Below are 18,861 nucleotides of genomic sequence, written 5' to 3'. Positions count from 1 at the left end.
ACCGGCGGTGGAGGGTCGAGAGGGTGCTCGGGACCCGTGCGGTCATCGACGGAGGTCCGACCGACCTCCACCTGGACGACGGCGGACGCTTCAGCGGCTGGCCGCGCCGCGCCGGGACTCCAGCACAGGTTCGACGAGGCGTTCCACCACCGCACCGGTAGCCACCGCGGCCACCGCGGCGTGCAGGACCTCGACGACGCCCTCACCACCGCGCCAGGTCCGCGGCGGTGCACCGGCGCCGGTGGCGTTCTCCAACGTCTGGTCCACGATGATCCGCGCCAGCGTCTGTGCCACGTCGGCACGGACCCGCACCAGTCCACTGGCCCGCCACACCCCACGCAGGGCACCCAGTGCCGCACTCGTCGCCACCACCATCGTCAGGGTCGCTGCGCCGGGCTGGTCGTCCTCGCCCGGGGAACGTCCGGCCAGGAGCAGCAACGTCCGGCCCGGCACGTGGGAAGCGCGACGGCCGGTGACGGCCCGCTCGAGACGCTGACTGGCGGTCATGGCCGCCGCCCCGGCCAGCCCACCCAGCAGGCCACGGCCCGCGGCCGCGGCGAGGACCGGCCCTCGTCCGCGCCGGTCAGCGTCCGAACTCGTGATCACCCATGGCACGAGGTCACCTCGTACCGGCCGCACGAGGACCGCCAGCCACGGCGGCGACACGGCGGCCACACCCTCACCCGCCGGCTCGAGCGGGCGCAGCGACGGCGACCGCACCCTCAAGACGCCAGCGCGACCAGGCGTCGCACGACGACCGACGCCACGACGAACGCGGCGAGACCCACGAACACGGCCGCCACCCCCGCCACGAGAACACCCATCGTCAACGCGAGGAGGAGACGGACCGCGACAGCGGCCACCACGGCCGCAGCCGCGGCAGCCGACACCCCGACCAGCCGGTGCCCGCTCCGGCCGCGGCGATCCGCGACCACCAGCACGGCGACCGCCGCCCCCAGGCTGAGGACGCCGAGCACCGCGCCCACGAGCGCGCCCACCCCCGCACCGCTCAAGACCGTCGCCGCGACCAACCCCGCTCCGAAGGCCCACGCCCCCAGGGCGATGATCAGCAGCAGCAGTCCTGCGCCGCCCACCGCTCCCGCCAGAGCACCCCAGCCCAGCCCACGCACGACGACAGCGCGGGTCCACCCACGCTCGATCTCCCCGCCCCCGGTCACGGATCCAGCGTGCCAGCTGAGCCGGCTCGAGCTGGTGATCTCGTGTCACCCGGGGGCTCGCCGGCGGACAGCACACCCACCGCAGCTGGTGGCGGCTGCGTCAGCGAGACGGCGCCCCGTCGGTCAGCAGGGCGGCGAACTCGGGCACCGCGGCCTCCGGCTCCCAGACGACGAACTCCACGACCTCGCCGTCGGTGAGGACCACACCCAGCCTCCGCTGCCAGGTGGCGATGCGGCGCCGACCCCGGACCAGTTCGGTCCCGCCGAGCTGCGACCTGTCCCAGGACTCGGCGCGCAGTCCGATCAGTGCCTCCACGGTGTTCGGCTGGAACAGCAGCCGACGGTCGGTGAGGTTCAAGGTCCCACCCCGTGCGATGCCCCGTCGCAGCCAGTTCGCGTGCCAGGTGCGCAGCACCTGCTCACCAGGCGCCAGCTCCGGACGAGGCAGGAAGATCCGTGGACGCACCCCCGCACCCTGCCATCCCGACGCGTCGGGCCGCCCGGTCGTCCCGCGTCGTGCGCCGACGGCCGGCGACCTCGCTCATCGACGTCCGGAACGCAGCAACACCTCGACCGTGACGGCGCGGCGAAACCCGCTGCCACGCCGACTCCGACCTGGCCTCCGGCACCTGACCCGACTTCACTCATCTGACGATGTCCGCGAAGTGCTGTCGTCGTGATCGAGCTGACCCTGCGGAGATGACCTGCGACTCACCAGGTGAGTCCGTCGAGGTGGTTGCGACCGGACAGCAGGCCGGTGATGCGGTTCCGCGCCGTCTCACGGACCTCGGACCGAGGGTGGTGCGCGTAGAGGGCGAGCTCCACGTGCATGTCGTAGAAGTTCAGACGCTCGCGCAGGTGCTCCCGCTCGAACAACTCCGGGTACGCGCCGCGCAGCCAGCGCGGGACCTCTGCCAGCGAAGTCTCCTCGAGCCCTCGCTCGTCGGGTGTGGGAGGGAACTCCCGCGGCCGCGCACACCAGCGCAGGACGGTGTCGAGCTCGACGTCGGCCGGCTGGGCCAACGCCTCAGCGAAGTCGATGAGGCCGGTGACGCGTCCCTGGTCGACGATCACGTTCGACCCGTGGAGATCACCGTGGACGAGGACGGGTACGTCAGGGGCGAAGAGCGTCAGCCGCTGCTCGATCCAACCGGCGACGTCGACGAGCAGGTGCGGATCGTGGCCGGGCAGCCGTCGGGCCGCCTCGACCAGGGCCAGCGTGGCACCAACGACGGGCGGGTGGAACGCAGGCCACGGCTGACCATCGAGCGCCCCGACCAACCAGGGCGGCAACAGGCCGGCCGGGACGGGGATGCGGTGAAGCGCCCGCAACGCCGAGCCCAGGCTCTCGATCATCGATCGGCGGGTGGGTGGGTCCGCCGTCGGCCACGCCTCGTGGAGGGTCTGCCCGGGCAGGCGTTCGGAGACGGACCACGGCCCGTCCGGGCCGTCGCCGTGAGCGAGCAGCCGTGCATGGGGGACGTCGCTACCGGCGAGGAGGCTGACGACTGCGGCTTCGTGGCGGTAGGCGTCGCGGTGCCGCACGTCGGTGTTCAGACGCACGACGCATCCATCGCCCACCCAGGCGCGACTCACCCAGCCGGACTTCGGGTGGAACCGTCCCGTCGTTGCGAGACCGGCGGCCTCCAGCGTCCTCGACAGCACCGGATCGTGAGTCGGCTCGAGGGGGGTCGTCGGGTGAGTGGTCACGGTGCTCCTCCGACGGGCTGGTGAGGCGACCAACCTAGCCACGTCCGTGCCGCGAACGGGACGCGCTCGTGCCGCGGTGCGCGCGAAGGGCACGGTGATCCCGCGGTGCGGGCCGGCGACGTCGCGGTCGCGGCGGTGAACGAGCGCAAGCCGGTTGCACGGATCGCCGACACGACGTCTGTGGCGCAGGCAGGATCGAGTCGTCACCGCACCGGGGAGCGAGAAGGCGGATGAGGCGCTGTGAGGTACGAGATCCAGCCCAGCGGCGTGGCGCAGTGGCAGAACGGCGATGGCAGTGTCCCGACGTGGCTGTCGTGGCACTCCGCCTTCGGCGACGCTGACCTCACGGTCCGGCCGCGCCGCGCGATCACCCCAGGAGCCCCGCGTCCCGCGCCAGCTGCACCGCCTCCACCGCTGATCGCCGGGTGAGCATCGTGACGTTCCACCGACGACGCGTCCCCTCCGCTGGGCGGGAGACCGACCACCCCACGCTGACCGCTCCACTGCGGTCGGCCTGGACCCCGACCGCGGTCCCGCCGACCTCGACGACGGTGGAGTCACCCCCCTCCTGCGCAGGGACGGGTGAGCCGTCGACGTCCAGGTGCTGCCGGCGGTGGACCATCGACAGCGGCCAGGGACGGTCGTCGGCTTCCTGCACGTAGAGCGCCGTGACGTCGGATCGCAGCACGGAGGACCTGCTGGCCTGTCGCCAGTCCAGCTGCCGGGGGAGGTAGAAGGCCGCGAACAGTGCGGTGACCTCCCGCCCGTCCTGGTCGACGTCGAGGGTCGGCTCGCCGTCTCGCCCCGGCACGGCCAGCACTTCTCGCTGACCGGTGGTCAGGCGGTCGGGCAGGCGCACCGGGGCGGAGCCGGTGAGCAGGCGCAGGCGGTCCGCGGTCACGGCAGCCCAGGACCGGTGCAGGTGACCGGGCGCGCGGGTGAACGGCCGCAGCGCGGACGTCAGCTCCTCACCACGCCTCAACCCCCGCAGGGCCTCGACCACCTCGCTCGGCAACTGCTCCGGTCGTGCTCCGTCCGGCATCTCCAGACCTCCCGTCCTCACGGCGACGACCTCCCAGCTGGGCCGGTCCCCGACGGTCTCACCCCGCGAGACCGCAGGGGGAGGGCGCCGGGCTCACCAGGTCGCGTCCGAGGAGGTGGCTCGCACGACCAGTGCTCCGCGCTGACCGGGGATCGTCTGGAACCGTCCGACGAGGCGACCGCCGGGCGCCGTGGCGACCAGGACGTGCAGGTTGCCCATCTGCTCGTCGCCGACCTCGGCCACCGACACCTCGTCCACCCCGCCCGCAGCCTCCACCCGGTCCCGCAGCACCCCCGCCTGGTCCTCGGGGATGCGGTAGTCCGCGCTGACCCGACGGCACAGTCCCCGCTCGTCGTCGTCGTGCAGCGCCGCCAGCACCCCCCGCACCGCCTCCCGGGGGTCACCCGCCCCGGCACCGCAGGGACCGGTGGAGCGCCAGAGGACCAGGGCGCTCACCACGGCGAGCAGCACCAGCCCGCCGACGACGACCGGTGCGGACCGGCGGGGCGGGCGGGTGCCGTGGAGCGGTTGCGTCACGACCTCACCGTGCCGCAGCAGCGACTGCCACCGGGCGGCTTCGCTCCGGTCCGGAGGGCTGCACCTCCCGGTCGTCGGGGCCTGCAGCCGCGCCGGCGGGTGGTGCGGCCGCCGGGGTGTGAAGCTGGTCCGGATGGCTGACACCGCAGGAACCGCCGAGACGTCCTCCCCGCCCGTCGGACGGGACACCGCGGTCGGGCTGCCACCGCTGCTGCCGCTGGCGGTGGTGGTGGGGATCGCGCCGCTGGCCACGGACATGTACATCCCGGCGCTGCCCGCGATCGCCGCGGACCTGGGCACCAGCACGTCCGCCGTCCAGCTGTCCCTGACCGCCTTCCTGGTGGCTTTCGCCATCGGGCAGCTGCTCATCGGACCCGTCTCGGACGCGGTGGGGCGCCGACCGCTGCTGCTGGCCGGGACGACGGCGTTCGCCGTGGCCTCCGTCGTCTGCGCGCTGGCCCCGGACCCGGTGACCCTGGTCGCGGCGCGGTTGCTGCAGGGTCTGGCCGGCGCGGCCGGGTCCGTCGTCGGGCGGGCGGTGGTGACCGACGTCCTGCAGGGCGCGGCCCGCGCCCGGACGATCAGCTCGCTCGCCGCGATCAACGCCCTCGGCCCCGTCCTGGCCCCGCTGCTGGGGGCGGCACTGCTGCTGGTGGGGGAGTGGCGGTTGATGTTCGTCGCGCTGGCGTGCCTCGGCCTCGTTCTCGCCGCGAGCGTGAAGTTCACCTTCCGCGAGACGCTCCCCCCGCACCGCCGGGCCTCCGGGGTCGGGCTGCACGCCTCGGCGGCCCGCATGGGGACCCTGCTGCGGATCCCGCGCTTCAGCGCCTACCTGGTGACCTCGTGCTGCGCCACCGCGGGGTTCTTCGCCTACATCGCCACGAGCTCCTTCGTCTTCCAGAGCGAGTTCGGCTTCTCGGAACCGGCGTACACGCTCGTCTTCGCCACCAACGCGTCGTGCATGATCGCGAGCACCCTGGTCTTCCGTCGTCTCGTACGGCGCCACGACGAGGACGTCCTGCTCTCGATCGGGCTGGGCGTCGCCGCCGTGGGGTCGCTGGGCGTCCTGACCGCGGCCCTGCTCGGCGCGGGACCCGGACCGGTCTGGATCTGCCTGGCCGTGGTCACCGGAGCGTGGGGGTTCGTGATCACCGGGTCCGCGACGCGGACCCAGGCCCTCGGGCAGGCCCTCCCCGGGACGGCCGCGGCGCTGCAGGGCGGCCTGGCCTTCGGCGTCGGGGGTCTGGGGACACCGCTCGCCGGGGCCCTGGGCGGGACCGCCGTCGCCATGGGGGCGGTCATGGCGTCGGGGCTGACCGTCGCCGTCGTCATCCAGCTCGTCGCGACCCGCCTCGCGGCCCGCGCCCACCGGGGCTGAACCGCCCGCGGACGGCGGGAGTCGGCAAGACTGCGGGCATGCAGGAGATCACCGACGACACCGAACTGCGCGAGCTCATCGGCGAACCGCTGCCGCGGGCGTGGGAGAAGGAACGCACGTCCCTGCACGAGCTGGACCGGGCCTGGCTGGCGGCGTCCCCGTTCTGCCTGCTGGCCACCGCCGGCGCCGACGGCTCCTGCGACGTCTCGCCCAAGGGCGACCCGGCGGGGTACACCCTCGTCCTCGACGAGGGGACCATCGCCATCCCCGAGCGCCCGGGGAACCGTCGCGTGGACAGCCTGCGCAACATCCTGACCAACCCTCACGTGGGATCGATCCACCTGATCCCCGGGCGGGGCGACACCCTGCGCATCAACGGTCGCGCCCGCCTCGTGCGCGACGCCCCCTTCTTCGACGACATGGTGGTCAAGGGCCACCGCCCGGTCCTGGCCATCGTGGTCGAGGTCGAGCAGGTCTTCCACCACTGCTCCAAGGCGTTCCTGCGCTCGCAGCTGTGGCAGCCGGAGACCTGGGCGCCGCAGGCCGTCCCCCCGCGGGCGGTCCTTGCGCAGACCCTGGAACGGCCGGACGCGACGCTGTCGGACCTCGAGGACTACTACGGTCCGAGCTACGCCGACGGGCTGTACCGCGGACAGTGACCCGTGGGCGCCCCGCGGCTCAGGCGGCGCGGAGTTCGGTGCGGTGGGCCGCGGCGAAGTCGGCGACGGTGACGGCGGGTCGTCCCAGCAGGTCGGGGACGTCGGTGGTGCACAGCCGCCCGTCGTCCGCACCGCGGCGCACCACGTCCACGAACTGGTGGACGAGGCCCTTGGCCTGCCACGCGGGGGCACCGGTGGCGCGCAGCACGCCGTAGAAGAGCGGCGCGGGAACCTGGACGTAGCGCACGCGGTGCCCGAGCGTCGCGGTCAGCACGCCGGCGACCTCCGGGTAGGACAGTGGCCGGTCCCCGGTGAGCCGGTAGACCCGTCCGTCGTCCCCGGCGCCGCCCTGGACGGTGGGGTCGGTGAGGACCCGGGCGCCCACGGCGGCGACGTCGAGCACGTCGATCCAGGCGGTCGCCCCGTGCCCGCTGGTCTGCGGCAGCCACCCGCGCCGGATGGCCGCCGCCTCCACGAGCAGGTTCTTCGTGAACGCAGCCGGCTGCAGGCGCGTCCACGCCAGACCGCTGCGCCGCAGGTGCTCGTCGGCCAGGGCGTGGTCGCGGGCCCAGGGGATCGCCGAGCGGGGGTTGGCGTCGGAGGCGGACACCTTGACGACGTGGCGGACCCCCGCGGCGACCGCGGCGTCGATCGCGTCGCGGTTCTGCCGGAACTGCTCCAGGCCCGGGGGAGTGTTCAGGAAGACCTGGTCGCACCCCCGCATCGCGGCGCGCAGGCTGTCGGTGTCCTCGAAGCTCCCCAGGACGGCGTCGAGGCCGCGGTCGGTGAAGGCGCGGACCTGTCCGGGCCGTCGGGCCAGGACCCGGAACGGGACGCCCCGGGCGGCGAGGTCGTCCACGAGGTGGGTACCGACGTCACCGGTGGCGCCGATGACCAGCGACCGGGCCGGGGTGACGTCGGGACGGGGCGGGGTGGGGAGGGTCACGTCGACCTCTTCACTAGCAGGAACCTGTTGGTGAGAGACTGCACTCCTCTCGAGGAGGTGGCAAGCCGACCGTGGACGTGACCGAGGACGACATCGACGCGCTCGTGACGTGGTCGCTGATCCGCGCCGCGCACCGCGCCCAGCGCGAACTCACGGCCGTGTTCGCCCACCACGGGTTGTCGCCGGTGCAGTTCGGCGTGCTCTCGCACCTGGGCACCGGAGCCGAGTTCACCCAGGCCCAGCTGGCCCGCAAGGTGCTGGTGCGACCGCAGTCGTTGAGCGGGGTCCTGGACGGGATGGTCGAACGCGGCCTGATCACCCGGGACTCCGAGCGGACCAAGGGACGGCGCAACCCGCTGACCCTCACCCCCACCGGCCGCGACCTGCTCGCCGAGGTCTGGCCGTCGGTCCAGGCCGCGAACCGGCCCGAACGGTTGGACTTGAGCGCGGCCGAGGTGGCCGCCCTCAACGAGGTCCTGCTGCGGATGGTCGACGGGGACGGGTGACGGCGTGGCCCGCCTCGGCCCGGAACTCGCACCCTCTCGACACCGCCGCCCGCACTGGGCACGCTGACCCGGGTGACGTCCTCCGCAGAACCCCGCAGCGCCGGGCCCCGGACCTCTTTCCAACGCGTCGTCCTGGCGGCCCTGGGCGGCGCGGTCGTCACGTGGCTGCTGTGGCACTTCGGCTTCGGTGGCAGCACCGGCGGGTCCGCCGTCCAGGCCGTCCTCGTCTTCGTCGTCGTGGCCGGCCCCGCGGGTTTCGAGCGGTGGAGCAGGCGGCGGTGCCCGTCTCGACCATGACCGGGGGAGCGCTCTTCGCCCTCGTGGCGGGTCTGTGGCCGATCCTGCGCGGCACGCGAGCGCAGCAGTGCACGTCCGAGTTCGACACCCACCGCTGATCGGGCCGGGAGCAGAAGGAGGTCCGGCGGTGTCCGCAGCCTCCGACCCGCGACTGCGGGCCGCCCACCCACGGTTCCCCACCCCCACCCGTGATCTTGCTGGGAAACCCAGCAAGATCACGGGTGGGGGGTCGAGGAACACGCACGCATCGACGGCGCCGGGACCTTCCGGGCCTTCTGGTCGATCGTCCTGCCGCACGCCTTCCACCCCAGGAGATCCTCGTGTCTGAAACCCACCGCGCCGACCTGGCCGCGGACGCTCCCCGACCGGACCCGAAGAACCTGCAGCCGCTGCTGGCCGACCAGACCGTCGTCCTCCAGGCCCCTGTCCAGGCGTGGAGCGCCGCGGACGGCGGCATGGGCGACGCCGCCGTCCACGGGGTCTGGGTCGGGGACACCCGCGTCGTCGCTGACCTGCGCGTGCGCGTCGCCGGGACCGCGGTGGAGAACATCTCCTCGGCCCTGCTCGACGCCCACGAACTGCGCACCCAGGCCCTGCTGCGGGGCCTGGACGACCGTGGCGCTGATCCGGACGTCCGGTTGAGCCTGCGTCGTCGCGTCAGCCGCACCGGGATGCACGACGAACTCGTCCTGACCTCCCGCCTCGCCCACCCGGTCGACACCACCCTGGAGGTGCACCTGCGTGCGGACGCCTCCGCCATGGAACTCGTCAAGGCCGGCCTGTCGCCCCGGGCCGCCGACGGGGTCGACGTGGACGGCGAGACCGCCCGCTGGTGCGGCGGCGGGGTCGACAACCAGTTGCGCGCCCCCGGTGCCCGCCTCACCGTGGACGGCCCGCGCGTCGTCCTGAGCTGGACCGTCCGGCTGTCTGCCGCGGGCTCGCAGACGGTGGGCTGGACCCTGCGTTCGGAGACGGGAAGTGCTGTCGTGCAGGGTGTCGAGGGCGACGCCCCGTGGTCCGTCCCGCGGACCCCCGTGGGAGACGACCGCCTGACGCGCTGGCTCACCCGCGCCCTCGACAACCTCGCCGCGCTGCGGATGAGCACCCGCGAACGACCCGACGACGTCTTCCTCGCCGCGGGCGCCCCGTGGTTCTTCACCCTCTTCGGTCGTGACTCCCTCTGGGCCGCAAGGTTCCTGCTGCCGCTGGACCACACCGTGGCGGCCGGGACCCTGCGCGTGCTGGCCGCTCTGCAGGGAACCCGGTCGGTACCCGGGACCGCCGAGCAACCCGGCAAGGTCATGCACGAACTGCGCCGCGAAACCCTGCACATCCCCGGCGAGGGTGTCAGTCTGGCCCCGCTCTACTACGGGACGATCGACGCCACCCCGCTGTGGATCTGCCTGCTGCACGACGCCTGGCGCGCGGGGATGCCCGAGGCGCAGGTGAGCGAACTGCTGCCGAACCTGCAGCGCGCGCTGGACTGGATGCGCGAGCACGGGGACAGCGACGGCGACGGTTTCCTGGAGTACGTCGACGAGACCGGTCACGGTCTGGCCAACCAGGGCTGGAAGGACTCCGGCGACAGCGTCCAGTGGCGCGACGGCACGTTCGCCGAGGGTCCGATCGCCCTGTGCGAGGTGCAGGGTTACGCCCACGAGGCCGCCGTCCACGGCGCCGACCTCCTGGAGCACTTCGGTCTCCCGGGAGCGGCCGGGTGGCGGCAGTGGGCCACCCGCTTGCGTGAGCGTTTCCGCGCGGAGTTCTGGGTCCGCGACGAGCAGGGCCCCTACCCCGCCATCGCCCTGGACGCGGCCAAGCGCCCCGTGAACTCCCTCACCAGCAACATCGGGCACCTGCTCGGCACGGGTCTGCTCGATCCGGCCGAGGAGGACCTGGTGGCCCTTCGCCTGGTGTCGCCGCAGTTGAACAGCGGTTACGGACTGCGCACCCTGTCCACCGCCGACCGCGGGTACTGGCCGTTGAGCTACCACCGCGGCAGCGTCTGGACCCACGACACGGCCATCGCCATCGCCGGGCTCCTCCGGACCGGACGGTCGGAACCCGCACGGGAACTGTCCGAGGGGCTGTTGCGCGCAGCGGTGGCGTTCGGTTTCCGGATGCCCGAACTGCACTCCGGCGATCCGGCGTCGGAGCACCCCGCCCCGGTGCCCTACCCCGCGGCGTGCCGTCCCCAGGCCTGGTCCGCGGCCGCCGTCGTTCCCGTCTGGAGCGCCCTGGCCGCCGACGACCGGACCGAGGGGTGAACCCGGGTGAGTTGCACCAGTGCTCGGTGGAGGAGGCGGACACCGACGGGATGTCGTTCCTGCACCGGCCCCCGGGGCGGCACGGGTTGACCCCGGGTCACGACGTCCCCCGGCCGTCGCTCACCCGGGGAGGGTGAGCAGGACGCGGCTCCGCGAACCGGCATCGACCTGGTCGTGGGCTTCGGCGATGCGCTCGAGCGGCAACGGCTGCCCGTAGGGGATGACCAGGTCCCCGGCCGCAGCGGCCTCCGTGAGCTCGACGGCGGCCGCCACCTTCGCCGACGCCGGGAAGTCGTCGCTGCCCAGCAGCCGGATCGTGGTGTTGCGGAAGAGCATCGGCCAGAACGGGAACGCGGGACGGTCCTCGCGGGTGGCGAAGGCCGCGATGACGGCGTCGTCGCCCACGACCGCCGCGTCCAGGTCGACGTTGCTGGAGAAGGAGACCTCCACGATGCGGTCGACCCCGCCGGGGGCGACGTCGAGCACCGCGGCGGCGGGGTCGTCACCGTCCAACGCGACGACCGCGTCCAGCCAGCGCGAGGACTCCAACGCCGGCAACGCGGTGACGTCGGAGGCGCGCCGCACGGTGCCGATGACGCGGGCCCCGGCACGGTGGGCCAGCTGCGCGGCGATCGAGCTGACCGACCCCAGGACGCCGTGCACCAGCACCGTCCGGCCGCGGACCGGTCCGTCGGCGAAGACCGCACGGTGGGCGGTGATGCCCGGGATCCCCAGGCACGCCCCGACCTCGTCACCGACCGCGTCGGGCAGGGCCACGGCCTGGTCGACCGGGACGACCGTGCACTGCGCTGCGGTTCCGGAGGGGCGGTAGGACTGCGCCCCGTAGACCCACACCCGGCGCCCCACCAGGTCCTCGTCGACTCCGGCTCCCACCTGGTCGACGACTCCGGCGCCGTCGCTGTGCGGGACGACGCGGGGGTACGACATCGCACCACCCAGCCAGTCGCCGCGCTTCTTCGTGTCGCCGGGACTGATCCCGGAGACCGACACCCGCACGCGCACCTCACCCGGACCGGGGGTGGGATCGGGCAGCTCCCCGACCTGCAGGACGTCGGCGGCTGCTCCGCGCTGGTCGTACCACGCTGCGTACATCGGGTGGGTGTCCTCTCACTGGCCGGGAGCGCCGGAGCAGGACACCTCCCTGCGGACGCCGGGGCTGAGCGTCGCACGGCGCCCGGACCGTTCCCCCGGCGCTCCCGACGTCGTGTCCAGATCGGCTCCACCGACCTGTCCTTGGCCCTGGGCGCGTCCCACCCCGGAGACCCGCGGTCGGCGACGCCCTGGCCGTCGCCGTCGAACGCATCGTGGCCGCCGCCCGCGCGGCCGGGGTCTCGGTGGGCATCCACACCACCAGCGGCGACGTCGCCGCCGCGCGGCTGGCCGAGGGGTTCGACCTGGTCACCGTCTCCGGCGACCTGACCCACCTGGAAGACGCCGCGACGGCGCACCTGCGGACCGCCCGCGGCTGACGGGCGGGAGGCTCGGTCGTGTCGATGTCCGGGCTTTCGGCCCTGGCCGTCGCACCCACCGCTGTCACCACATGAGGTCACCCGTGGGTGAACCGAAACGGTCACCCGGGCGACCAGATCGGCGCACCCACGTCTTCCCCCACGACGGGGGTGACCCAACTGTGTGGCCCACGTCGGACCGGGTCCAGGTCGGGGAGCGGCTCGGTGAGCTGCTCCGACTCCACGGTGCGACCACAGCGACCACGCTGCCTCACGCGGCGCCCTCGACCACGTGCTCGTCGTCCAGCCGGGCCCCGCGCAGCGCCGAGGTGGTCATGACCGCAGCCGTGCCGATGACCACCACGGCCGCGACGGCGAGCGCGACCGGGTAGCCGGCCGCGTCGCCGAGCAGACCACCCAACGGTGCCGCCACCACCACCGCGGCCCGGTTGAACGAACGCATCGTGGTGTTCATCCGGCCCTGCAACCGGTCCGGGGTCACGACCTGGCGGTAGCTCATCTCGTTCGCGTTCGACGCACCCATGCACAACCCCAGGAACAGCTGGCCGAGCGCGAACACGCCCCAGGCGACCCCGCCGGCCCACGGTCCGTCGCCGCCGCCGGCGGGCGCCACCGAGGGGGCGAGCGCCATGACCGCCCACGCCAGTCCCGTCCCCGCCTGGGTCGCGATGATCACCCGCCCCGCACTCCAGCGCCGGCCCAGGCGGACCGCGACCGTCGCCCCTGCCAGCGCCCCCAGACCCGCGGCCGTCGTCGCCAGCCCGAACGTGGTCGCACTCAGGCCCAGGCCCCGCAGGGCCATCGGTGCGAGCACCGCACCGGCCACGGCCGAGCCCGCGAACCACAGGTGCGTCGAGATCGCGAACGGCCGCAGCGTCGGGTGCCGGTAGACCCACCGCAGGCCCTCCGCGACGTCGGTCACGACACCGCGCGCCCCGCCCCGCAGGCCGTCGCCCTGCCGCGGTGTCGCTTCCGGAGCGACCGGTTCGGTGACCCGGACGGTCGCCACCAGGACCGCCGAGCCGAGGTAGCTCACCGCGTCGACGAGGACGGCCGACGCCGCCCCGAGCAGGGAGACCACGACGCCGGCCACGGCGGGGCCGCTCCCTTGCGCGACCGCGTCGGCCTGGTCGATGCGCGCGTGGGCCGCGCCCAGCAGCGGGCGGGGGACGACTCGGGGCAGGAAGGACTGGGACGCGGCGTCGCCGACCAGGGTCGCCGTCCCGAACACCACCATCGCCGCGACGAGACGGCCCAGGTCGAGGCGCCCGGTCACCGCGAGCACGGGGATCGACGTCAGGACCAGCGCGCAGGCCAGGTCGGTGGCGACCACCAGCGGGCGCCGCCGCACCCGGTCCACCAGGACCCCGACGAGCAGACCGACGACCAGGTAGGGCAGCCACCGGGCGGCGTTGACCAGGCCGACCGCGGCGCCGCTGCCGTGGAGGGTCTCCACGACGAGGACCTGGATCGCCAGCGCCGTGACGTAGGAGCCGAACGCCGAGGTCACCCCGGCGGACCACAGCCGCCCGTACCCGCGGCACTCCCGCAGCGACCGTGCCTGCGCGTTCCCCGACTCGTCCACGTGCGCCGTCCGGTGGCCTCGCCGATCAGCGCCGGCGAGGGGTCAGGAGCTGGGGAACTGCTCGTGGCGGTAGGTCGCGACCCCTTCGGAGGTGGCGCGGTCGAAGTCACCGCGCTCCGGCTGCCGGCGGGCCGACCGGTCCCGGCCGCGATCACGCAGGACCAGCAGGACGACGAGAGCTACCAGCACGACACCGACAGCGATGACCGTAGCCAGGACCACGAGTTGCTCCTCTGCGTCGACGAACCTCCACCCTGGCACACCCGACGCCTGCCGGGGCATGTACCGGGCACCCTGGTGCGCGCCGCCGACCTCGTTGCGCCGTGACCGTCGATCCGCCGACCCCGGCGCTCCCGTGAGCCCGGTCGGGACGATGATCGCGACGTGGACGGCACCGGCACCTCGAGAGCACGACGACCACGCCTGAACGCCACGACCATCGACGACGTCGCGCGGGCGGCGGGTGTGTCCCGGCAGACGGTCACCCGCGCCGTGAACGACATGACCGGCATCAGCGCCGTCACCAGGGAGCGCGTGCTGCGCGGGGCCGCGGAGCTGGACTACCGCCCGTCCCGGTCGGGACGGGCGATGGCCCGCGGCCGTCACGACGCCCTGGGCGTCGCCGTCAGCGACCTGACCGACCCGTTCTACGCACCCCTGGCCGCGGCGACGATGCGCCGGGCCGGTCAGGCGGGTCACGACGTCGTCCTGGTCGACGTCGCGTCGTCGCCGAACCCCGTCCGGCTGCTGACCGGTGTGACGCGACAGGTCGACGCCGTCATCGCCTACCTCGGACGCCACGAGAGCTGGACCGACGTCCTCTCCGACGTCCCCACCGTCTGGGTCGGTGCGCCCGGCGACCCCGTGCCCACCACCGGGGCGCGGATCACCCCCGACCCCACGACGGCGCTGGCCGCCGCGGTCGCGCACCTGCGCGCGAGCGGGGCGGTGCACGCGGTGGTCCTCGGCGCCTGGGCCGGGCCCGACCGCCGCACCGAGATCGTCCTGGAGGCCCTGACCCGTGCGGGCCTGCACGCCGTGACGCACCCTGCCGGTGGTCCGGGGTACCGCGACGGACACCGCGCCACCCACGAGGTGCTGCGGCGCGGCGTTCCCGACGTGGTCGTGGGCTGGAACGACCCGATCGCCATCGGTGCCCTCGCCGCCCTCGCGGAGCGGGGGGTCGGCGTTCCCGACCAGACCCAGGTGCTCGGCATCGACGGGTTGTCCGTCGCGGAGTTCACCGCCCCCGCGCTGTCGACGGTGGTGCTGGACCCGGAGGCCGTCGCGCGGGTGAGCGTGGACGCGGCTCTGCGGTGGTCGACGGGTGCGGCCGTTGGTGCGGAGGGTCGGCAGCAGTTCGTGCACCACACGTTCGTGCCCCGGGGGACGACCCGCTAGGACCCGGACACGCCCCCCGCGGTCCTCACGGTTCGAGCTGGGCGCGGGTGCGAGGTTCGGCCTCCTCACGGGGCCCGTCCTTCGCGCGGTCGCTGAACTCGAAACCCTCGAGCACCGACCGCAACACCGCGGAACCCTGGCCGGCCAGTTGCGCGACGACCTCGTTCAGCCCGGTCGCGCCGTTGAGGACGGTGACGTTCGCACCGCCCAGACCGGCGCCGGCCGCGCGGACCATCTCGGGCAGCAACTCGATGAGCCGTTGTTCCAGGGCGATCCGGTCGCTGCTGGCCGCGGCCTCGGCGCGGCGGCGGATCGCGTCGGCGTCCGCCTCCGCGGCGATCCGGACCCGGGCGGCCTCCGCCTCGGCGGGCCGGACGACCTCGGCCGTCAACTGTTCCCGCCGGAGTTCACCGTTGCGGCGGGCGACCTCCTGCTGGGCCTCGATGACCGCCTGCTGGGCCGTGGCGTCGGCGAGCGGACCGGCGGCGGCGGCCTTCCGCTGCTCGGCGTCGACCTCGGCCTGGTACTGGGCGCGCACGATCGCGGTCTGGCGGGCGTACTCGGCCTGGTTGCGCGCGCTCTCCTGCTCCGCCGCAGCCGCCTGCTGCGCCGCCCGGGCCGCGGCGACGGCCGCGGCCTTGTTGACCTCCGCCTGGTGGGGTTTCGCCAGCGCGGCGATGTACCCGGCGTCCTTGTCGTCGATCTGGCTGATCTGCAGCGAGTCGACGATCAGGCCGATCCGGGCCAGTTCGGGTTTGGAGGCACCCATGATGTTCTCCGCCAGCGCCTGCTGGTCGCGGATGATGCTCTCCACCGTCATGCTCCCGACGATGGAACGCAGGTGCCCGGAGAAGATCCGCCCGACCAGGGCCGGCATCTGCCGCTGGTCGCGGCGGAAACGTCGTGCGGACTTGGTGATGCTCTCCGGGTCGTCACCGACCTTGAACGCGATCACCGCGCGGACGTGGACGGCCAGACCCTGGGTCGTGTAGCAGTCCTCGTCGACCTCCGCCTCCTGCATCGCCAGGGTCAGCGTGCTGGCGCGACGCAGGACGGGGACCACGAAGACACCGTGGCCGGTGACGATCCGGAAGGGGGTTTCTCCACCGTCGCGGGCGCGGCGGCCGGAGATCAGCAGCGCCTCGTCCGGCTGCGGGATGCGGTACCCGAACATCGTTCAGATCTCCTCGGCCGGCGGGTTGCGCGGCGGCACTCGTAGGTGGTTGACGGGGTAGACCTCGACGGCGCGGTCGCCCCGGCTGGCGGCCACCAGGACGGCCTCACCGAGCCGGACCTCGCCGTCGCAGTAGGCGATGAAACTCTCACTGGCGCCGCGGACCTCGACGGTCACCTCTCCCGGCCGGCCCGCGCCGCGGATGCGGACGGTGACCCGTCCCTGTCGACCCACCACCTCGCGATCCACCGGTTCCCCCACTCCGTTCGTCCAGGCACACACTAGTGATCCGCCGGCGTTCGCGGGGTGTGGTCGGGAGTTTCCCCACGGTCGCGTTCGGGGGCCACCACCGGAACCCCGCACGGAGGTTCCAGGGAACCGTCGGGTTCTTCCCAGGAACCTCCGGAGCGTCACGGACTGCGAACCAGCGCCGCACCGCCGGTCACCCTCGGACTCAGGTCGGCTGCGGGGGTTCAGAGCTGGTCGACGACGTCCTGGGCGATGTCGCGCAGCTTGCGGTGGGTGTGCTGGGAGCGCAGGGCCATGTGCTGGAAGGCTTCTTCGGCGGTGCAGTGCAGTTCGGCCATCACGACGCCCTTGGCCTGCTCGATGACCGCCCGGGACTGCATCGCGGTCTGCAGGTGCGCGCTGAGGGCGACGGAGGAGGCGTGGAGGGAGTGGTTGGCGACCGCGACGGCGGCGTAACCGGCGAAGACCTCCAGCAGGTGGACGGAGTCGGAGTCCATGACCTGGCTGTCGAAGCGGTAGACGTTCAACCCGCCCAGGATCCGCTGCGGCACGGGCATGCCGACGGAGACGGTGCTGCGCACGCCCTGGCGGGCGGCGACGGCGGCGAAGTCGGGGTAGACGCTCTCGTGGGCGGTGTCGTCGATGCGGACGGTCTGCCCGGCTTCGGCGGCGTCGAGGCAGGGACCGAAACCGCTCTCGTACTGCCGTTCGTCCAGGTGGACGGCGAGGTCGCCGGTGAACGCGGCGCTGCGGGCTCCGCTGTCGCCTTCCAGGAGGGTCACCGACACCTCCTCGGCGCCGGGGACGCAGGCCTTGGCCAGTTCGGCGACGCGGCTCAGGACCTGACTCAGGGGCTGGGAGCCGATGACGAGCTGGCCCAGTTCGGTGAACGCCTCACCGGGCTGCATCAGCGGCCCCGAGGTCGGAGGGACCGACGGCGACGAGCTCAGGCTCGGTGAGGTGGTCTCGGGCGGGTCGGGTCGGTCGCCGGGTGCGGTGGGAGAGCCATGGGTCATGGTGGTGCCTTCCGTCCTGCACCGGCTGTGGCTTCGACCAGTGACGAGACACCCGAGAGGTCTCGACGACGCAGGCGGGGAGCGTACCGCCCAACACGGGCGGAACGGGTCGAACGAGCGGGGTCAGCTGCCGTCCGTCCCGGTCAGGGACTGCACCGGGGTACGGCCGCTGACGACGTCGGCGGCGGCCTCCTCCAGCGTCTTGTCCTGGGTGTAGGCGTGTGCGCGGAGTAGGGCGAAGGCGTCGGAGGTGTCCAGGTGCAGGGTGGCGTTGCAGATGCCGATGGCGATCCACACTTCCTGGCGGGCGCGGACCGCGGCGCTGTTCAGCCACGCCCGCGGATGGACCGGATCCACGAACCGGCCCGCTCCAGCCGTGGGTGGAGGTGCCTGACCCGAGTCGACGCCGGCGTCGGGATCGAGGTCGAGGTCGAGGTCGGAGGCTGACCAGAGGTACGTCAGTGCGTGGTGGGCGAGGGCGGCGACCGTCTGCGCGGACTGCAGGTCCAGCCCGGCGCCGGGGCTGGGCCGGGTGGAGTACAGGTCGAGGGCGCCGCTGAGGCGGGCGCCGTGACCCAGGGGGAGGACGACGATGGAGCGGAAGGGGCTGTGCTGGCGCAGCAGGTCGTGCAGAGCGGGCCAGCGCCTCCGCAGGGTGGCTTCGTCGGCGATCACCAGCTGATCGGTGTCGTAGGCGGTGAAGCAGGGTCCTTCTCCGAGGGTGAACTGCCAGCGTTCGGCGGCGACGGCCTCCCCGGTGCTGGCGCCGAGGGGGACACGGTGTTCTGCTCCGAAGAAGCTGATGCCGGCGGCGTCCACGGGGAGGACCTGGGTGGCGGCGCGGGCCAGGACGGTGGGCAGCAGGTCCAGGTCGTGGTGGGCGGCTTCGAAGATCCAGGCGGCGCGGAAGTCTTCGACGATGTTCACGTGAGGTCGCTCAAGGGGGCAGCTTTCGAGACTGGTGGACGGGCGGCTGCTGCACCCGGGGCAACAGGAAATCACACCCTCGGAGGGGTCACATCCCGGCTGCGTCGGACGGCTTCGTGGTGCCGACGCCGACGGTCAGCACCCGCGAGCAGCTCCTCGACCTGTCCGCGCGCCGCGGTGGACCCGTCCTGGTCCACCTCGGCCACGTACTCCTCCCCGCACCTCCTCCACCACGTCGTCGATGACGTGCGGCACGCGCGGGGGTGGTTCCGGGGCGGACAGCGCTTCGGCATCGGCTGTGACGAGCATCCCCGTGTCGGGAAACGCCTCGAAGAGGTCGGTGTCCGGTGCGTCCTCCCCGCGGGCAAGGGGCGGTCGTCCGGGTGGAACGGCTCCTCGAGGTTCTCCGGCGGGAGTACTCCGGGAACTCGCGGAGACGTCCGACGTCGACCCGTCGAGGGCCGTTGAACCGATCCTCCTCATCGACGCAGATCATCGG

Annotated in this window: 21 protein-coding genes; 7 read left to right on the top strand and 14 right to left on the bottom strand. The window is 73.4% G+C overall.

The window, feature by feature from the left end; all coding sequences use genetic code 11:
* Positions 1 to 90 precede the first annotated feature (90 nt).
* From AC0I8G_RS06120 to AC0I8G_RS06095, 6 genes are all read right to left on the bottom strand, one after another.
* Positions 91 to 615, bottom strand: coding sequence for a hypothetical protein (locus tag AC0I8G_RS06120; protein WP_471729152.1), 525 nt, complete (start codon positions 613 to 615; stop codon positions 91 to 93).
* A gap of 107 nt (positions 616 to 722) precedes the next feature.
* On the bottom strand, positions 723 to 1,178 hold the full coding sequence (locus AC0I8G_RS06115) for a hypothetical protein (protein ID WP_471729151.1): 456 nt from the start codon (positions 1,176 to 1,178) through the stop codon (positions 723 to 725).
* Positions 1,179 to 1,278: 100 nt separating this feature from the next.
* Entirely contained in the window at positions 1,279 to 1,644 is a 366-nt protein-coding gene (locus AC0I8G_RS06110) for a hypothetical protein (protein WP_471729150.1), read from the bottom strand.
* Between the two features lie 245 nt (positions 1,645 to 1,889).
* Positions 1,890 to 2,759 (bottom strand): phosphotransferase family protein, encoded by an 870-nt coding sequence (locus AC0I8G_RS06105; RefSeq protein WP_471729223.1) that lies wholly within the window; start codon positions 2,757 to 2,759, stop codon positions 1,890 to 1,892.
* A 496-nt stretch (positions 2,760 to 3,255) separates the two neighbouring features.
* Entirely contained in the window at positions 3,256 to 3,951 is a 696-nt protein-coding gene (locus AC0I8G_RS06100) for a hypothetical protein (RefSeq protein ID WP_471729149.1), read from the bottom strand.
* Positions 3,952 to 4,023: 72 nt separating this feature from the next.
* A complete protein-coding gene (locus AC0I8G_RS06095) occupies positions 4,024 to 4,467 on the bottom strand; it encodes a hypothetical protein (protein ID WP_471729148.1) in 444 nt (147 codons plus the stop codon).
* A 133-nt stretch (positions 4,468 to 4,600) separates the two neighbouring features.
* Here AC0I8G_RS06095 and AC0I8G_RS06090 point away from each other — a divergent pair, with 133 nt between their 5' ends.
* Together AC0I8G_RS06090 and AC0I8G_RS06085 are read left to right on the top strand one after the other, a co-directional pair.
* Positions 4,601 to 5,845 (top strand): multidrug effflux MFS transporter, encoded by a 1,245-nt coding sequence (locus AC0I8G_RS06090; RefSeq protein ID WP_471729147.1) that lies wholly within the window; start codon positions 4,601 to 4,603, stop codon positions 5,843 to 5,845.
* Positions 5,846 to 5,883: 38 nt separating this feature from the next.
* Positions 5,884 to 6,504, top strand: coding sequence for a pyridoxamine 5'-phosphate oxidase family protein (locus AC0I8G_RS06085; RefSeq protein WP_471729146.1), 621 nt, complete (start codon positions 5,884 to 5,886; stop codon positions 6,502 to 6,504).
* 19 nt (positions 6,505 to 6,523) lie between these two features.
* Here the strand turns inward: AC0I8G_RS06085 and AC0I8G_RS06080 are convergent, their stop codons facing one another.
* Entirely contained in the window at positions 6,524 to 7,450 is a 927-nt protein-coding gene (locus AC0I8G_RS06080; protein WP_471729145.1) for an NAD(P)H-binding protein, read from the bottom strand.
* A 77-nt stretch (positions 7,451 to 7,527) separates the two neighbouring features.
* Here AC0I8G_RS06080 and AC0I8G_RS06075 point away from each other — a divergent pair, with 77 nt between their 5' ends.
* The 3 genes from AC0I8G_RS06075 (at position 7,528) to AC0I8G_RS06065 (ending at position 10,520) form a co-directional block, all read left to right on the top strand.
* Positions 7,528 to 7,956 carry a MarR family winged helix-turn-helix transcriptional regulator gene (locus tag AC0I8G_RS06075; protein WP_471729144.1) on the top strand — a complete coding sequence of 143 codons (429 nt, stop codon included), beginning with the start codon at positions 7,528 to 7,530 and terminating at the stop codon, positions 7,954 to 7,956.
* 72 nt (positions 7,957 to 8,028) lie between these two features.
* Complete coding sequence (locus tag AC0I8G_RS06070) at positions 8,029 to 8,253, top strand: hypothetical protein (protein WP_471729143.1); 225 nt, start codon at positions 8,029 to 8,031, stop codon at positions 8,251 to 8,253.
* A 320-nt stretch (positions 8,254 to 8,573) separates the two neighbouring features.
* Positions 8,574 to 10,520, top strand: a complete 1,947-nt coding sequence (locus AC0I8G_RS06065) for a glycogen debranching N-terminal domain-containing protein (protein ID WP_471729142.1) — start codon at positions 8,574 to 8,576, stop codon at positions 10,518 to 10,520.
* A gap of 120 nt (positions 10,521 to 10,640) precedes the next feature.
* Here AC0I8G_RS06065 and AC0I8G_RS06060 read toward each other — a convergent pair whose 3' ends face one another.
* Positions 10,641 to 11,633, bottom strand: a complete 993-nt coding sequence (locus AC0I8G_RS06060; protein ID WP_471729141.1) for an NADPH:quinone reductase — start codon at positions 11,631 to 11,633, stop codon at positions 10,641 to 10,643.
* A gap of 212 nt (positions 11,634 to 11,845) precedes the next feature.
* Between AC0I8G_RS06060 and AC0I8G_RS06055 the strand changes: the two genes are divergently transcribed.
* A complete protein-coding gene (locus AC0I8G_RS06055) occupies positions 11,846 to 12,010 on the top strand; it encodes a hypothetical protein (RefSeq protein WP_471729140.1) in 165 nt (54 codons plus the stop codon).
* Between the two features lie 250 nt (positions 12,011 to 12,260).
* Here AC0I8G_RS06055 and AC0I8G_RS06050 read toward each other — a convergent pair whose 3' ends face one another.
* Positions 12,261 to 13,595, bottom strand: a complete 1,335-nt coding sequence (locus AC0I8G_RS06050) for an MFS transporter (protein ID WP_471729139.1) — start codon at positions 13,593 to 13,595, stop codon at positions 12,261 to 12,263.
* 42 nt (positions 13,596 to 13,637) lie between these two features.
* Positions 13,638 to 13,817 carry a hypothetical protein gene (locus AC0I8G_RS06045; protein ID WP_380159746.1) on the bottom strand — a complete coding sequence of 60 codons (180 nt, stop codon included), beginning with the start codon at positions 13,815 to 13,817 and terminating at the stop codon, positions 13,638 to 13,640.
* A 162-nt stretch (positions 13,818 to 13,979) separates the two neighbouring features.
* Here AC0I8G_RS06045 and AC0I8G_RS06040 point away from each other — a divergent pair, with 162 nt between their 5' ends.
* Positions 13,980 to 14,996: a LacI family DNA-binding transcriptional regulator gene (locus tag AC0I8G_RS06040; protein WP_471729138.1), complete on the top strand. Its 1,017-nt coding sequence runs from the start codon at positions 13,980 to 13,982 to the stop codon at positions 14,994 to 14,996.
* Positions 14,997 to 15,021: 25 nt separating this feature from the next.
* On the opposite strand, the gene AC0I8G_RS06035 is transcribed toward AC0I8G_RS06040, so the two are convergent.
* The 4 genes from AC0I8G_RS06035 to AC0I8G_RS06020 all read right to left on the bottom strand — a co-directional run bounded on the left by AC0I8G_RS06035 (position 15,022) and on the right by AC0I8G_RS06020 (position 18,362).
* The gene (locus AC0I8G_RS06035) at positions 15,022 to 16,170 is read right to left on the bottom strand and encodes a flotillin family protein (RefSeq protein WP_471729137.1); all 1,149 of its coding nucleotides are present in this window, start codon (positions 16,168 to 16,170) and stop codon (positions 15,022 to 15,024) included.
* A gap of 3 nt (positions 16,171 to 16,173) precedes the next feature.
* On the bottom strand, positions 16,174 to 16,407 hold the full coding sequence (locus AC0I8G_RS06030; protein ID WP_380256890.1) for a hypothetical protein: 234 nt from the start codon (positions 16,405 to 16,407) through the stop codon (positions 16,174 to 16,176).
* 236 nt (positions 16,408 to 16,643) lie between these two features.
* A complete protein-coding gene (locus AC0I8G_RS06025; protein ID WP_471729136.1) occupies positions 16,644 to 17,327 on the bottom strand; it encodes an ANTAR domain-containing protein in 684 nt (227 codons plus the stop codon).
* 231 nt (positions 17,328 to 17,558) lie between these two features.
* The gene (locus tag AC0I8G_RS06020) at positions 17,559 to 18,362 is read right to left on the bottom strand and encodes a GAF and ANTAR domain-containing protein (protein WP_471729135.1); all 804 of its coding nucleotides are present in this window, start codon (positions 18,360 to 18,362) and stop codon (positions 17,559 to 17,561) included.
* Positions 18,363 to 18,861: the final 499 nt, after the last annotated feature.

It is taken from the genome of Kineococcus sp. AC630 (genome assembly GCF_979255925.1).
Note: the sequence above shows the minus strand (reverse complement) of the source record. Positions and strands in the feature narration are given on the sequence as shown.

Excerpts from the sequence above, each read along its gene's own strand:
- AC0I8G_RS06060 (WP_471729141.1), bottom strand. The coding sequence starts at position 11,633 with ATGTACGCAGCGTGGTACGACCAGCGCGGAGCAGCCGCCGACGTCCTG.
- AC0I8G_RS06090 (WP_471729147.1), top strand. The coding sequence starts at position 4,601 with ATGGCTGACACCGCAGGAACCGCCGAGACGTCCTCCCCGCCCGTCGGA.
- AC0I8G_RS06035 (WP_471729137.1), bottom strand. The coding sequence starts at position 16,170 with ATGTTCGGGTACCGCATCCCGCAGCCGGACGAGGCGCTGCTGATCTCC.
- AC0I8G_RS06085 (WP_471729146.1), top strand. The coding sequence starts at position 5,884 with ATGCAGGAGATCACCGACGACACCGAACTGCGCGAGCTCATCGGCGAA.
- AC0I8G_RS06025 (WP_471729136.1), bottom strand. The coding sequence starts at position 17,327 with ATGCAGCCCGGTGAGGCGTTCACCGAACTGGGCCAGCTCGTCATCGGC.